A 13,677-nucleotide genomic window follows, 5' to 3' on the forward strand; every position below is an offset into this window, starting at 1 on the left:
TGCCGGCGGGCTGCGCAGCGGAGCCTACAGGGTCAGTTGAGCGAAGCAGTGGCTGTGCCGAAGAGCCGAAGATCATTCCGTGGGCCTGCTCGGAACGCCAGGTCTTCAGCCGACGCCGCACGGTTCGCAGCAACGCATTCGGATACTCTCCCGGGCGTTCGGACTGCAGCCGGTCGAGCAATTCACGCCCTGTACGCCACGGCTCCTGCTCGAACCATTCCCGAAGATCCTCGGTCACGGTAATGAGCGGATCGGGCCGCCGGCGCTCTCGTTTCTGTTTTGGTTTCGGCGCCGATGTTGGGCGCACGTCACCCTGCTTCCAGATGATCTTGAGGCTTTCCAGGAAGCCGTCGAGATCCGGCCGGATCTTTTCCTCGGTCGCAGCTGCAGTCATGCCATCGGTCAGCGACACCAAACGTGACTGCGCCTCCCGCATATCTCGCAGCAGCCGAACAGGGTCGAGACTGGCATAGGTTTCCTGCAACCCAAGCTTCGTCTCTTCGGATATCCTCGGGTCGTCCAGCAGACGCTGGTAGGGTGTCGCCGGCGGGTGATAGCGCTTGTGGACCTTTGCTCCGTCGCGATGCTTCTCCGCCAGCTTGAACGAGGGCTGGAAGAAGTTCACGAACAGTCTTGACGAAGCGTAGAGCTCCGCCAGCACTCTCGCTGCCTCGATCCCCTCGAACCTTCTATATCCGACCAGCCGACGAACCACGGCCCCGTTCTTCTGTTCCACGAACGCTTGGTCGTTCTTGCGATAGGGGCGGCAGCGCGTGAACGTAATCTGCGACGTCGCGCAGTAATCACGCACGGTTTCGTTGATGAACACACTGTCATTATCGGTATCAAAGCCGAGGAGAGGAAAAGGCAGACGGACGCGTAATTCGCTCAGCACCGCCGTCAAAAGCGTCTGCTCCCGCACCAGCAAGGGTGCACATTCGGTCCAGCCGGTCGCGATGTCGGTCAGCACGAAAGTCCAGGCAAAGCTGCCCCTTGCAACAGGTCCGCTGTGCGACACAAGGTCGGCTTCGACATGTCCAGGCGCTGGATCACCCCAGTCCGAGAAGGTTCGGATCGGAATGCTTCGCCGCAAGGCAGTTGATGCCGTTCCGCGGCGATACGGGCTGCGTGTTCCCGCCTTCGCTTCCCTCAATGCCCGATCGATGGTTGCCGCGCTCATCGTGATCAAGCCGGCTCGGACTTCTGGAACCAGATCAAGGTGCCCATGCCGTTCCATCGCTTCGAGCAGGAGCGGAATGAGAGGACGAAGGCGCTTGCCGCAAACCCGATCGGAGGCTTCCCAAAGCACGATCAAGGCCGCTCGGACCCCCTCACCATAAATCCGGTGCCGGTTTGAGGGCTGGGCCTTCAAAGGAGCAGCCGAACGCAGTAGCCGAGCCGCATGTTTGCGGTGATAGCCGCTGACGGCAACGAACTCATCCAAAATGCGCTGCTTCTCATCCCGCTCACTTCGCCGATACCGCTCCACCAACACCGTCAAAAGCTCGTTGCGTGTCACCATACTTACGTTCCTCATTCCCTGCTCCCGCCAGCCCGTGCCGGGAGCATTTTAAATGAGGCAACACCAAATCTACCGGGTACATTTCAGGCGAGGCAATGCGGCAACACCGGCTTCGCCGTCTGATTGACGCGGAGCGTCAGTGGCGGATGTGTTCTTGATTGTCGCAAAGGACGCCGGCCTTCCCCGTTGCCGCTTGGCCTCGATGGCCGAACGTCGCCGGTAGCTTTCGACGTTCATCTCGAAGATGGTCGCGTGATGGACCAGCCTGTCGACAGCGGCCAGCGTCATGGCTGGATCTGGGAAGACCCTGTTCCATTCTCCAAAGGGCTGGTTGGCGGTAATCATGACCGAGCGTCGCTCGTATCTCGCCGAGATGAGCTCGAACAGAACGCTGGTTTCGGCCTGGTCCTTGGTGACGTAGGCGAGATCATCCAGGATCAGCAGATCGAACTTGTCGAGCTTGGCAATGGCCGCCTCGAGCTGCAGTTCGTGCCGGGCGATCTGTAGCTTCTGGACGAGATCGGTGGTCCTGGTGAAGTGCACGCGCCAGCCATTTTCGATCAATGCCAGGCCGATCGCTGCGGCAAGATGGCTTTTGCCGCCGCCCGGCGGGCCGAACATCAACACATTGGCGCCCTTGGCAAGCCAGCTGTCACCGGCCGCCATGGCGAGGGTCTGCGCCTTCGAGATCATGGGCACGGCTTCAAAGTCGAAGCTGTCGAGCGTCTTGCCAGGTGGCAGGTGGGCTTCGGCCAGATGCCGTTCGATCCGACGGTGCGCTCGCTCGGCAAGTTCATGTTCAGCAATGGCCGCCAGGAAGCGTGCGGCGGGCCAGCCTTCGCGATCGGATTGCTCGGCGAACCTGGGCCAGAGGGTCTTGATGGTGGGCAATCTTAGCTCGTTGAGCATGATGCCCAGGCGGGCTTCATCGACGGGATGGGTATTGGCTTTCATGCGCGTTCTCCCGCCATGTCCTGGGTTCCGACCAGAACCTGGTAGCTGTCCAGACAGACGGGCTGCACAAAGACCTGGGGCAAGGCGGCGGGATCTGGAGAGAACCTTCTCCGCAACGCCGCCAGATCAGGCAGGCTACCGGAACGGAGCACCTGACCCAACTCGCTGGCCAGTTCTCCTTCACAGTTGCGATCATGTGCGAGAGGCGCTGGGGCCGTCTTCAAGCTCGAAGGTGCAGCTCTGAACGCGCCGCAACGCCCCGGAAGGACTACGCCGTGAAGTCGATCCAGATGCCTTCATTTATGACCTGACCCACCAAAGCGACGTTCTCGTCGCTTTCAGAAAAGTCTGCGAGCACAGACGCGCTGTCCCTCCGGCCACTTTCGATCTCGTCCACCCAGAAAGCTACTCCAGTCGCCTCGCCTTCGCGGCCAAGAATGTTGCTGTACAGGCGCGCCACGAATTCGGTTGGGCTGACATTGGCGCCGTAGATATCTCGGAATTCAGAGGAATTGATGAAGTGCCGGCTTAGATTATGGAGGTTCATCCCCCCGTCGACCTCTCCTATCCAGTAGGATAGGCCGCGGTCGTCGGGCGTCCGGTCAAAGGCCGCCTGATATAGTCGATAAGTTTGAGCAGCGTTTGCATCGAACGCCACCAGACCATCCGAAAAGGCTACCCGCTCTACGGAATAGAGCAGGTCATCAGACCCATTGCCCGTGATGTTCAGACCGTCTGAATACCGCTTCAGGTCATAATTTGACGAGGCGAGTTCATAGACCACGGTATCGATACCGTCCTGGCCGTGGATGTCCTTGGCTCCGCGGTAACTGTAAATGACGTCATTTCCCGCTCCTGCGAATACGACGTCGTCGGTGGCTCCCAAGAGCATTAATGTATCATCGCCAGCCAAGAGCTCGCCAAGAGAGTACAGCCAGTCTTTCTGAAATATCTCGGCGGGCGCAGCGAAATCTTTGATCTCCAGCATTGTGCGGCCGGACCGATCATACTCTGCATAGAAGGTCGCTGTGCCTTGCCACCACTCGTTCGCCTCGACCCATGCGAAGCCAAAGCCCCGGAAGGTCGAGTAGCCGCCCGGGTACGTGATGTCGATTTGCTCGCTCGACCAATCCTGAACTTCGCTAACGCGGCCATGGTCAAAGAAATTGGTATAGCCGTAGGTGGTGATGGTCGCCATTCTGATCTCCTGCGGTGAGGCTAAAAACGCGAAAGGTGCGGAACCTGCAAACGAGAGTGCTGGACTGCTCTGGAGAAGCAATTGGAGCACTCCCCGTTTACTGGGAACGCAGATAGGACGCTCTAGGGAGCTCAAATATTGGTCGAGCAAGAAAAAAAGCCGAAGCCGGGGCTATCGGGGTTTGAAGTTCCGAGACTTTCGGCGGGAGACCGCCAACGCGACCTAGGTCCTGTTGACAAACTGGATTCCCAAATCGGGTTTGCCGTGATTCAAGACTGCTTTTTAGGAGGCGGTTTTGGCGCGTGGGGATTTGTCGGACGCAGAGTGGCGGCTCATTGGGGAGCTCTTGCCGGCTGAGCGAGGGCGCAAGTCCCGACCAGCGCAAGATAACCGTCGATATCTGAACGGCATGCTCCATGTTCTGCGAGTTGGCTGCCCCTGGCGCGACATGCATGAGCGCTATGGCAAGTGGAACTCAGTCTATGTGCGCTTCCGTCGCTGGGCCGAGCAAGGGGTGTGGGATGCCTTGCTTGAGACCCTGGTCGAACTCGGGCTCACCGATGACTGGCAGCACATGATCGACAGCACCACGGTGCGCGGCCACTCTCAGGCAGCGGGCGCTAAAGGGGGACTTATAAGGAGGCTTTTGGTCGATCACGCGGCGGCTTTACGTGCAAAATCCACGCCCGCACAGACGGTCAAGGACGCCCTCTTGGCTTTGTCCTCACAGGCGGAGAAACATCCGACTATGCAGCCGTTCCTGCCTTGATGGCCATGCCGGTTGGCAAGCCGCGATTGCTCCTGGCCGACAAGGGCTATGATGGTGACGCCGTGCGCCAGGATCTACTCCTGAGCGGCATCGTTCCGGTGATCCCACCAAAAACCAACCGCAAGAACCCGCCACCATGCGACTTCAAGGCCTACAAAGACCGCAACCGCATCGAGCGCATGTTCAACAGGCTCAAGCAGTTCAGGCGCATCGCCACACGCTTCGACAAAACAGCAACGTCCTTCGCGGCCTTCCTCGCCCTAGCCGCCGCAAGGATATGGATGCCACACTTTGTCAACAGAGCCTAGGGCGAGCTTACTGCTGCAGCTCCGAGGCAAAAGAATGGAATGATCTGCTTCGCGCTGGTGCCGGAAAATGCACTCGGGCCGTTTATCTGACGGTGTGACTTCGACCACTTCCCTGGGGCGGCGCATCTGCACGAAGCCGAATTGTCGGCTTTGGTGGCTTGCCCTGCCAGCTCTGGCAGCAGTCTCAACGGCAGGTGTCGTTCGGGCGAAGATAGAAAAGCGCGGCATCGCCTATAATTTCGGTGCCTCAGTACTCGCGTAAAGCACGCTTCCAGCCTCGGACAGCCTTCAGCTTTCGATTTTGCTCCAGCACCATGGCAGTCAACAGTGCTCTCACTGTTTCCTTGGCCCCTGCGGGACCAATTGGTGAGAGATAGGTCTTCCCGTTGATCACCGCATGAATAACGTCCTGCTCCACAAAGTAGGTCGCCGTGTGGGTAATGCCATCTATGAGCACTTCGACATCACTGACGATATTTCCCTGTTCCACTCACGCCTCCTCTTGAGATCTGAGTTTGCTCCACGTCATCCTGTCGCATCGACTACTGAATGACCCATCGAAGTGATCTCGGCTTCAACCTGTGAGGCCGAGGCCGACAGGAGCTTGTCACGGGTGTCGACGGTGGCAAGGTAGGTCCAGTCGTCTTTCATATCGGTAGGGATGGTCGCATCGGGCGAGATCGGCAACGAGCAGCTTTTTGCTCTGATAGCCCTCGCCACCCACAACGAAAACGTTCACCTGCATTCCCCGAGCCCTCCCAAGCGGTAGCCATTGAGCCACGCCTTGATGCGGCTTGCAATTCACATCATAGGAGGCTGTCATGGCCCTGAAGCCTGCGTTCTTCGACGCGGTGCACTCGTCGCTGTTCGGCGGCACGCTGAGCCAGCGGCAAGTCAATATCTTCGGCGCCTTTGCTGTCATCTTGCGCTGATCGACAGCTTCGACCTCGGCGTTTTGTTCAGGGCCAATGCCGCTTTTGGCCATTGCGTTTGGGATGCCGGGCTGTGGTGGTTTACCCGGCTGCTAGTGGTGTCGACGGCAGGGTTTTGGTTCTTCTGGTTCGGGCCGAAGCGGGCCCAGGATACCAAATAGCCCCGCCGGGGCGAACCGGCAGGGCTATCGCTAGACGACGAAGCTTTGGGGGTCCATCTCCAGCAAACTGCATGCTAGCCAAAGCAATTGGCGCTTGGAAGGGGATAATCGCGAATAAAAAGCCCTGACTGATTGGGCAGTCAGGGCTCACTTCATCCCCCCGGTGGAAGTGTGCCCCATAGTTGCGCCTAAGTACTTACGAAACCGCTAATTCTCTTAGGGCTCAAAAAGCAGCCCCAGCGCACCAATTGCCGGGACTGCTAGCGAGCCGGGCAAGCCTGCACGATCACTATACCCGCCCGACTGCCCGCACTCGGTTCAAATCTCTTCGCATATTCAGGAGGCTTTCATGGCCAAACACAACTTCGCTGGCGCGTTGGCGGCGTGCTCGTCCATGAGGGCTGCTGGGCAGATCACACGAACGACCCTGGCGGCGCGACCATGAAGGGCGTCACGCTGGCCACCTATCGCCAGTATCGGCCGGCGCCACCAAGGCCCAGCTGCGCAACATTTCCGACGCCGAGCTCGAGCGCATTTATCGGGGCGGCTATTGGGGCAAGGTTCGCGGCGATGATCTGCCCGCTGGCGGCGATCTGGCAGAGTTCGACTTCGCCGTAACAGCGGCACGGATCGGGCGGCGATCTATCTCCAGAACATTGCCGGTACCGCGCCAGATGGGACGATCGGCCCGCTGACCATCACGGCAGTCAACGCCTACTGCGCCAAGTTCGGCGCCGCACAGTTGGTAAATGAACTCTGCGCTCCGCGCCTCGCGTTCCTTGAGCGCCTGTCCATCTGGGCAACCTTCGGCAAGGGCTGGTCCCGCCGCGTAGCCGAGGTGCGCAAGCAATTGCTCGCCATGGCCGCAGCGCAGTCCGCTGGCGGCGTTTCGCCCGCTCCTGCGCCGAAGCCCTCAGCATCCCCACAAGCGGCCTCCCTGAGCCCGCCAAGCCCGGCGGCTCGCAGCGGTCTTTTTCTTTGTCCGGTTCTAGGAGGCCGGCACCATGATCACCAGCATTGCAGCCGCTATCGCACAGAACGTCGTCATACGGTGGCTCTGGCACCGCGCCCAGGAGCTTGCTGCATGGGCCTTCGCGCTCGTACCGATCCACCTCGCTATGTCACCGGCCATGCAGCAAGACGTGCAAGCGATCTTTGCGGGGCAGGGCGGGGGTCTCAGCGTCTCCGGACTTGGCTGGTATCTTTGGGCCCAGTGGCAATCTTATCGCGTAACCGTTGTGCTGCAGGTCGTGACGGCCGATGGCAAGAGGACGAGCTTCCGAAGGGCTCGACAGTCGCGCGCCAAGCTGATGCCGTCGCTGCCGCAGCGCCGAAGCCCCGCATGCTCTGGGAGCGACTGACCCAGCATTAGGCGTCCTCGCGCCTCTTCTCCACCCCCAGCGGCAAAGGGCCGGCTTATGGAAGATCAAGACCTGCCGGCAATCGTCCGCCGGCTCGATGCCATGGAACGCAACCAGAGCCAGCTTGCGTCCAGCCACGCTATTTTGGTGGACAATATCGGCAAGGGTTTCACAGAGCAACAGCTCGGCCAGATCCGGCATGCTTTCCGTGACGAACTGGCAGATGCTGGCCTCCGCCTCGACGACGCCGGCCATCAGGACGAGGCCCGCGAGGACTTCCGGTTCCTGCGCGGACTGCGGCCCATGCGGGACAGCATGTCGGCGAAGATCGGGAACGCGGTCATCACGGACTTTATCGTGATCTGCTTCGACATCATCGGTACCGGCTCCTGACAATGGAACAACAGCGGCGGGAAGTGAGCCGACTGGCCAAGAGCTGCGAAAGATGAGTGTGCACAACCAAAAAGCCCGCCAGAATACCGGCGGGCTATAGCGTCATACAAAGAAGGTCGTAGAAACGTTTAGACCCTAAGCCACCCGCAGCGGCCGAGGGTATGCTACTTTGGTACCATGACCACGACCATCTCCACCATCCAAGACCTGATCGGCAACCAGATGGGCGTCAGCGTCCATTGCAATGCCGTTGGATGCGGGCATGGGGCCGATCTTGACCTTCATGCTCTGGGCAACCGGTTGGGCTTTGGCTTTGTCACCGTGGGCGATCCCCACCCGCTCGTGGCCAAGCGCTCCGGTGCGGTAAGTGCGGATCGAAAGACCTCGGCCTAATCCTCCTCGCGGTCTGGCTACGCCGGGCCCTCTGCACCTATTGCTGCAGTCATTACCCGATTTTTGCCCGAGCGCTTGGCCTCGTACAACTCCGCGTCTGCACGTTTTACTGCGTCCCACAAATGCTCCTCAGGTCGATGGACTGCCACGCCGAAGCTTGCGGTAACGGGCAGCAAACCGCATGTCGTTTCGATCGGGCTGCTGAAAAGCGCATCGCGAAGAAGTTCTGCCCGTAATCGGCCGGCCTCCATATCCCCCCATATTACGCACACAAATTCCTCGCCGCCGACGCGGGCGATCAGGTCACCCGGTGGCATAAGCTTCCGCAATCTCTGAGCAACAGCCTTCAGCACCTGATCACCTGCATCGTGCCCAAAGTTGTCGTTGATGGCTTTGAATTCATCGAGATCGGCGATGATCGCCACCCCTTCCACGCGCCCTTTACGCGCTGCCGAAACAGCCGCCTCCAGTCCGCGGCGGTTCAATATCCCCGTTAAAACGTCAGTATCCCGCTCACGCGTAATGGTCGCAAAAATATCGGCGCCGGCTACCCCGAGAAGAGCGGTCGCGCCAGCGTTTGTAATGACCAGCAGGCTATATTGAAGGGCAGTCCAGAAGGGGGTCGCGTTCTGCGCGGTGAAACCACCGACGGTGAGCAGTGTTCGAGGGAAAAAATGAAACCCTATTAAGGCTATGGTCCAAAACAGAAGGCGATCAGCGACGCTGCCGAGGATCAGCTCTTTTCGCCTCCATATGGCGGCGAGCAGCACGAGCCCAAAACCACAGTTCAGATGGACCGTACGAGCGACGAGATTTCTGTCCACGAACAGGAAATATGCGGTGATAAAGATGGACGAAATCAGGACAATGGCGTGGAAGCCCAATCCCAATGTTTCCCCGGACCGTCGCTGGACCGCCTCCGCCACACAAAGCGCCCCCGTGAAATAGAGAGCCGTCGAAATGATGGAATTGACTGATGCGTCTGGCGGGAAGCCCGAGATCTGGGTGGTGAAGCCGACACCGCATGCGAGAATGCCGTACGACAGGTAGCGGAAGTAGGTCAGGCGCGCCGGGTATCTGGATAGGACCGCAAAAGCGATTGCAGCAACGCCAAATGCGGATACGACCACATAGCCCATTACGCCCTCGGTAAAACGCTCTAAAAGTCTGTCCGCTCTATCCCTATGGGATTAACAGTTCATCAAATAGGTCGCACGGAAAGTGCTTATGCATGATGTATCAGGGCAGGCGTCCGCGCCGCGAGACACGGCATTGCGATCGAGGGCTTCTGGTAGGCCCAGAGGGCGTATGCGGCTCGTAGAGGCCGCGAGACTGCTTTTCAGCCTTGTTATCTGAAACTCGTCAGTCCGCAACCCACCCCATAATTTCATCGGCTGGTCATTGCAAAGCCGGCAGACCAGCGAGGGCGTCCTGCAGGCGCTTCACATAGCGGTCTGGCGCCGCAAGCCACAGAACACGATGCTGGTCCATTCCGATCAGGGCTCACAGTTCACCAGCATGGATTGGGCCAGCTTCCTGCGGCACCACAATCTGGTTCACTCCATGAGCCGGCGCGGCAACTGCCACGACAATGCCGTGGCGAGAGCTTCTTCAACCTCCTCAAGCGCGAGCGGATCAGGCGCCGGACCTATCGAACGCGAGACGAAGCCCGCCAGGATGTATTCGATTACATTGAGATGTTCTATAACCCGACCCGCAAGCATGTCCGCAACAACATGCTATCGCCGGTCGAGTTCGAGAAACGACACCAAATCTGACCCCGACGGTGTCTACAGAACACGGGGCTATTCAGTCACCATCCCCGGTGATTTCAAAGGGGATCGCGCTTTGGAGGACGTTCACCATGGTGAACGTATTGTCTGAGATTTCGCCACCAGGCGGGGCGTCCATGTCGCTGTCAACGGAGAAACGCCGCGTCTGCGGCGCGGACCCGGTCGGCCAGTGGCCACCGGCGCGGCTTCGAAGATGCTGATGTGCAAGTCGTCCGCCTTTTGCAGCAGATCCTTGACCGCATAAACAGCGCTGGGCCCGCCGACAATGGCGATCATCTTGGTCCGGGACTTCCTTAATATTTGATACTCCGGGCGCCAAGGAAGCTGGCGCGATGCTCATGCAAGACTATCAGACTGAACATGCAACCCACTTTGCGCGTTCCGGAGTCCTCAGTGCGGTCGCATTCAGGAAGGCATTGCCTATAGGCAGGCCGTGACGAAGAGAACGGGAAGATAGGTGAGGATGGCCGCTGCCAAGGCGGCGCGATTGGCCCAGAGAGCCGCTCTCAGCAGTCCCGATGAAGACTCGTTCCGAGCCGTCCGTGGCTGGAATGCCAACGCCGCCAGCGGCAGAAGGCAAATCACGAAAGCACCGATCATGATGGGCCGATGCGCCTCACCCCAGTTCAGGGCGCAGCCCAGTGCCTGGAGGGTATAGAGCAGCACGAAGCTGCCGGACCAGATCGTAAAGCCGGCGACCAGTCGCACCAAGGGGTTGCTGAGAACTTCACGCATCACGTGCCCCCAACGCGGCTCAGCATAAAGCTCAGCCCCATCGCGGGAAGAACGATTGCCGCGGCGTAGCCGCCCCAGAGCCATGCAATGATCAACTCGGTCTGTCGGCGGGCGGACAAATATCCGCGGTGAATGCGCCAAAGCGCGTGAAATGAGAGCAATGCCGCAAGGCCGGTGTGGATTGCCGCAAAGCCGAGCAGGGCGACGATCATGGCGTGACGAGCGTGGGCAGTGGGATCGGGGACCCAGATCAGGGCGAGGAGGAGAGCCAGCGCCGCAAGGGTCTGCGCAATGCCGGAACCGATGGCAGCAAGGCTTGCGGTGTTGCCGTGGGCATTACGCTGGCGCGCCCACCACGCCAGAGCCGCGCCCGCCGCCGAGGCCGTGATCGCGACCAGCCCCGGCCAGAGCGGCAGGTCAAGCGCGGTCACGCCATCCCAGTTGGGCGCGACGACCAAGAGAAAGAGGCCGCCGAACAAGAGCGAGGAGAACAGCGTGCCGTCGGTCACGAGAGCCGTGCGATTGGCAAGAATGCTCACATTATTCGGGCTTTCGATATCAAGCGGCGCCTGCTCGCCCATGCCGATGTCGACAGGACCGGTGTCGGTTTGGCGGCCAAGAGTGGCGGGCCAGACCAGAAACAGTGCCAATGTGACGAGTGCGGCGAAAGCAGCGAGCCAGTACTGCCCGAAAAGGAAGGAGAGGAAAAAGCTTCCCGTGGCCAGCGCCGTCCAGAGCGGGAGGAAAGTGCGGCGGGGCAGGATAATGACGTGCTCGGCCGCGCCGGTAAGCATGTCGACGCCCATGGTTTCCTGGTCGTCATTGCGGGCAAAACCGAGATAGCCATTGCCGCCGGCAAGTGCGGGCCCGATCAGCGCCGGCTCCAGAGCGTCCGCACGTTTTTCGATCCGCGGGATGGCGGCAAAATTATAGCTTGGCGGTGGGGTCGGCGTGGCCCATTCGAGCGTCTGCGCCTGCCAGGGATCGCGGCGGAACCAGCGGCCGAAGCGAAACTGCAGGATGATGTCGGCGAGAACGAGACAGAAGCCCATGGTGAGAATGAAGCCCCCGATGGAGGAGAGCAGGTTCAGCCAGTCCCAGCCCCAGTTGGACGGATAGGTGGAGATGCGCCGCGGCATGCCCATAAGGCCGGTCAGGTGCATCAGGAAGAAGGTGAGATTGAACCCAACGAAGATGAGCCAGAAGGAGGGGATGGAAAGCCGATAGAGGCTTTGGCGTCCGGAGATGTGGGGCAGCCAGTGATAAATGCCGGCGAGCATGGGAAAAACGAAACCGCCGACGAGGACATAGTGGAGATGGGCGACCACGAAGTGGGTGTCGTGGACCTGCGTGTTGAACGGCACCATTGCCAGCATGACGCCCGTGAGCCCGCCAATGACGAAGATGAAAAAGAACCCGAAGACATAGAGCATGGGCACATCCCAGCGGGAACGGCCGGACGCCAGCGTGCCGAGCCAGGCGAAGATCTGGACCGCTGTCGGGATCGCCACCAAGGCGCTGGCGGCTGAGAAGAAGGCAAGCGCCAGATGGGGAATGCCCACCGTAAACATGTGATGCACCCAGAGCCCGAAGCTGAGGAAGCCCATGGCGACGATGGCGGCGATGATCGCGCGATAGCCCAGGATCTGGCGCTGCGCAAAAACTGGGATGATGGTCGAAAGCGCCCCGGCCGCGGGCAGGAAGATGATGTAGACCTCCGGATGCCCGAAGAGCCAGAAGAGGTGCTGCCAGAGCAGTGGATCGCCGCCTCGTGTGGGGTCGAAGAAGGGCAGATCGAACGCGCGTTCAAGCTCGAGCAGGATGGAGCCGAGAATGAGTGGCGGGAAGCCGACGATCATCATTCCCGAGGTGACGAGCATGTACCAGCCCATGAGCGGCATCCGCGTGAGGGACATGCCGGGCGCGCGCATCTTGAGGATGGAGACGAAGATCTCGACCGCAGCCGTGACTGCCGAAATCTCGACAAAGGTGATGCCCAGGAGCCAGACGTCGGCGTTGATGCCCGGCGTATAAGGACGCGAACTCAGCGGGGTATACATGAACCAGCCGCTATCGGGCGCCATGCCTGCCAACATGGCGATGATCAGGATGCTGCCGCCGAAGAGATAGCACCAGAACCCGTAGGCGGTCAGGCGCGGAAAGGCCATGTCGCGCGCGCCCAGCATTTTGGGCAGCATGTAGATGACGAAGCCTTCGAACATGGGAATGGCGAAGAGGAACATCATCACCGTGCCATGCATGGTGAAGATCTGATTGTAGATTTCCGGTCCGATGAAGGCGCTGTGTGGCGTGGCCAGCTGCGCGCGGATCAGCATGGACAGGAAGCCGCCAATGGCAAAGAACGTGAGCGCCACGACCATGAAGCGCTTGCCCAGTACGGTGTGATTGACGCTGGAGAGCGCGCCAATGCCCTTGGGCGTCATCCAGATGCGCTCAAGCTCCTTGTGGAGGCGGATGGGCGAGGCGGGCTTTTCGGTCACTGGCCTTCTCCCATCAACGCGGCAAACGCCGTAGGCTCAACGGCTTCGACGCGGAAGAACATGGTGTCATGCCCTTCACCGCAATATTCGGCGCATTGCCCCCAGTAGATGCCGGGACGGTCGGCTTCGAGCCGGATGGTATTGAGATGGCCCGGAACAGCGTCGATCTTGCCGCCCAGCCGCGGGACCCAGAAGGCATGGATGACATCCTCGGCCGATAAGACGAAGTCGACCGGCTCGCCGGCGGGAATTTGCACGAGTGCGCCCTCGCTCACCGTTCCGTTGGGATAGGTAAACTGCCAGGTCCAGCGCTCGGCATGGGCCCCGATGCGCAGGACAGAGTTACCGTGGGGCAGCAATTGCTCGCCCAGCACCAGCGCCGTTCCGGTGAGCACGACCAGCACGGGAATGGGCAGGATCAGCCCGCCACCGACGATCCAATGTTTCGGCTCGAGTTTTGCGAGCCATGACGTGCGCAGATAGGCGAGGGTGAAAAGCGTGATGACAAGCAGGAACAACACCGCAGCGCCCCAAAACATCACCCACCAGAGGAGGGCCAGATTTTCGGCACGCGGCCCGGCAGGATCGAGCGCAGACAGCTCGCCGCTGCAACCGGCGAGGACGATGGGCGTTGCGCTCACAGCGAGTATTTTGCGG

The 13,677-nt window shown here is 60.2% G+C and carries 12 protein-coding genes and 4 pseudogenes; 8 read left to right on the forward strand and 8 right to left on the reverse strand.

The features are described 5' to 3' along the window. Window positions 1-61 precede the first annotated feature (61 nt). The 3 genes and pseudogenes from NYQ88_RS04495 to NYQ88_RS04505 form a co-directional block, all read right to left on the reverse strand. Window positions 62-1,537, reverse strand: a pseudogene (locus NYQ88_RS04495) (transposase); the annotation flags it as partial. Window positions 1,538-1,591: 54 nt separating this feature from the next. Then, window positions 1,592-2,476 (reverse strand): IS21-like element helper ATPase IstB, encoded by an 885-nt coding sequence (gene istB, locus NYQ88_RS04500; protein WP_275653771.1) that lies wholly within the window; start codon window positions 2,474-2,476, stop codon window positions 1,592-1,594. A 268-nt stretch (window positions 2,477-2,744) separates the two neighbouring features. Next, the gene (locus NYQ88_RS04505; protein WP_275653772.1) at window positions 2,745-3,674 is read right to left on the reverse strand and encodes a DUF4214 domain-containing protein; all 930 of its coding nucleotides are present in this window, start codon (window positions 3,672-3,674) and stop codon (window positions 2,745-2,747) included. 346 nt (window positions 3,675-4,020) lie between these two features. On the opposite strand from NYQ88_RS04505, the gene NYQ88_RS04510 reads away from it, so the two are divergent. After that, window positions 4,021-4,443, forward strand: a complete 423-nt coding sequence (locus NYQ88_RS04510) for a transposase (RefSeq protein ID WP_275654842.1) — start codon at window positions 4,021-4,023, stop codon at window positions 4,441-4,443. Then, the gene (locus NYQ88_RS04515; protein WP_275654843.1) at window positions 4,353-4,751 is read left to right on the forward strand and encodes an IS5 family transposase; all 399 of its coding nucleotides are present in this window, start codon (window positions 4,353-4,355) and stop codon (window positions 4,749-4,751) included. The genes NYQ88_RS04510 and NYQ88_RS04515 overlap by 91 nt, the downstream gene beginning before the upstream one ends. Window positions 4,752-4,998: 247 nt before the next feature. On the opposite strand, the gene NYQ88_RS04520 is transcribed toward NYQ88_RS04515, so the two are convergent. After that, window positions 4,999-5,241 carry a hypothetical protein gene (locus NYQ88_RS04520; RefSeq protein WP_275653773.1) on the reverse strand — a complete coding sequence of 81 codons (243 nt, stop codon included), beginning with the start codon at window positions 5,239-5,241 and terminating at the stop codon, window positions 4,999-5,001. A gap of 1,044 nt (window positions 5,242-6,285) precedes the next feature. Between NYQ88_RS04520 and NYQ88_RS04525 the strand changes: the two are divergent. The 5 genes and pseudogenes from NYQ88_RS04525 to NYQ88_RS04545 all read left to right on the forward strand — a co-directional run bounded on the left by NYQ88_RS04525 (window position 6,286) and on the right by NYQ88_RS04545 (window position 7,991). Then, window positions 6,286-6,539 (forward strand): annotated as a pseudogene (locus tag NYQ88_RS04525) (glycosyl hydrolase 108 family protein). Beyond that, a pseudogene (locus tag NYQ88_RS04530) lies at window positions 6,485-6,661 on the forward strand (putative peptidoglycan-binding domain-containing protein); the annotation flags it as partial. The pseudogenes NYQ88_RS04525 and NYQ88_RS04530, both read left to right, overlap by 55 nt. Window positions 6,662-6,848: 187 nt before the next feature. Beyond that, a complete protein-coding gene (locus NYQ88_RS04535; RefSeq protein WP_275653774.1) occupies window positions 6,849-7,205 on the forward strand; it encodes a hypothetical protein in 357 nt (118 codons plus the stop codon). Window positions 7,206-7,262: 57 nt separating this feature from the next. Beyond that, window positions 7,263-7,598, forward strand: a complete 336-nt coding sequence (locus NYQ88_RS04540) for a hypothetical protein (RefSeq protein WP_275653775.1) — start codon at window positions 7,263-7,265, stop codon at window positions 7,596-7,598. Window positions 7,599-7,775: 177 nt separating this feature from the next. Beyond that, window positions 7,776-7,991 carry a hypothetical protein gene (locus tag NYQ88_RS04545; protein WP_275653776.1) on the forward strand — a complete coding sequence of 72 codons (216 nt, stop codon included), beginning with the start codon at window positions 7,776-7,778 and terminating at the stop codon, window positions 7,989-7,991. Between the two features lie 17 nt (window positions 7,992-8,008). On the opposite strand, the gene NYQ88_RS04550 is transcribed toward NYQ88_RS04545, so the two are convergent. Next, window positions 8,009-9,130 (reverse strand): GGDEF domain-containing protein, encoded by a 1,122-nt coding sequence (locus NYQ88_RS04550; RefSeq protein WP_275653777.1) that lies wholly within the window; start codon window positions 9,128-9,130, stop codon window positions 8,009-8,011. Between the two features lie 250 nt (window positions 9,131-9,380). Here NYQ88_RS04550 and NYQ88_RS04555 point away from each other — a divergent pair. Then, window positions 9,381-9,769: pseudogene (locus NYQ88_RS04555) on the forward strand (DDE-type integrase/transposase/recombinase); the annotation flags it as partial. Window positions 9,770-10,204: 435 nt separating this feature from the next. Here the strand turns inward: NYQ88_RS04555 and NYQ88_RS04560 are convergent. The 3 genes from NYQ88_RS04560 to coxB are packed head-to-tail and all read right to left on the reverse strand — an operon-like array spanning window position 10,205 to window position 13,661. After that, a complete protein-coding gene (locus NYQ88_RS04560) occupies window positions 10,205-10,519 on the reverse strand; it encodes a hypothetical protein (RefSeq protein WP_275653778.1) in 315 nt (104 codons plus the stop codon). Further along, entirely contained in the window at window positions 10,519-12,963 is a 2,445-nt protein-coding gene (ctaD, locus tag NYQ88_RS04565; protein ID WP_275654844.1) for a cytochrome c oxidase subunit I, read from the reverse strand. The genes NYQ88_RS04560 and ctaD overlap by 1 nt, the downstream gene beginning before the upstream one ends. Window positions 12,964-13,016: 53 nt before the next feature. After that, window positions 13,017-13,661, reverse strand: a complete 645-nt coding sequence (gene coxB, locus NYQ88_RS04570; protein WP_275653779.1) for a cytochrome c oxidase subunit II — start codon at window positions 13,659-13,661, stop codon at window positions 13,017-13,019. Between the last annotated feature and the right edge of the window lie 16 nt (window positions 13,662-13,677).

Origin of the sequence: Devosia sp. SD17-2 (genome assembly GCF_029201565.1) — a bacterium.
Lineage (GTDB): Bacteria > Pseudomonadota > Alphaproteobacteria > Rhizobiales > Devosiaceae > Devosia.

Bases quoted from the DNA above. Each gene is read 5' to 3' on its own strand.
- NYQ88_RS04545 (WP_275653776.1), top strand. From the start codon at position 7,776: ATGACCACGACCATCTCCACCATCCAAGACCTGATCGGCAACCAGATG.
- NYQ88_RS04550 (WP_275653777.1), bottom strand. From the start codon at position 9,130: ATGGGCTATGTGGTCGTATCCGCATTTGGCGTTGCTGCAATCGCTTTT.
- NYQ88_RS04505 (WP_275653772.1), bottom strand. From the start codon at position 3,674: ATGGCGACCATCACCACCTACGGCTATACCAATTTCTTTGACCATGGC.
- istB (WP_275653771.1), bottom strand. From the start codon at position 2,476: ATGAAAGCCAATACCCATCCCGTCGATGAAGCCCGCCTGGGCATCATG.
- NYQ88_RS04560 (WP_275653778.1), bottom strand. From the start codon at position 10,519: ATGCGTGAAGTTCTCAGCAACCCCTTGGTGCGACTGGTCGCCGGCTTT.
- ctaD (WP_275654844.1), bottom strand. From the start codon at position 12,963: ATGACGCCCAAGGGCATTGGCGCGCTCTCCAGCGTCAATCACACCGTA.
- NYQ88_RS04540 (WP_275653775.1), top strand. From the start codon at position 7,263: ATGGAAGATCAAGACCTGCCGGCAATCGTCCGCCGGCTCGATGCCATG.
- NYQ88_RS04535 (WP_275653774.1), top strand. From the start codon at position 6,849: ATGATCACCAGCATTGCAGCCGCTATCGCACAGAACGTCGTCATACGG.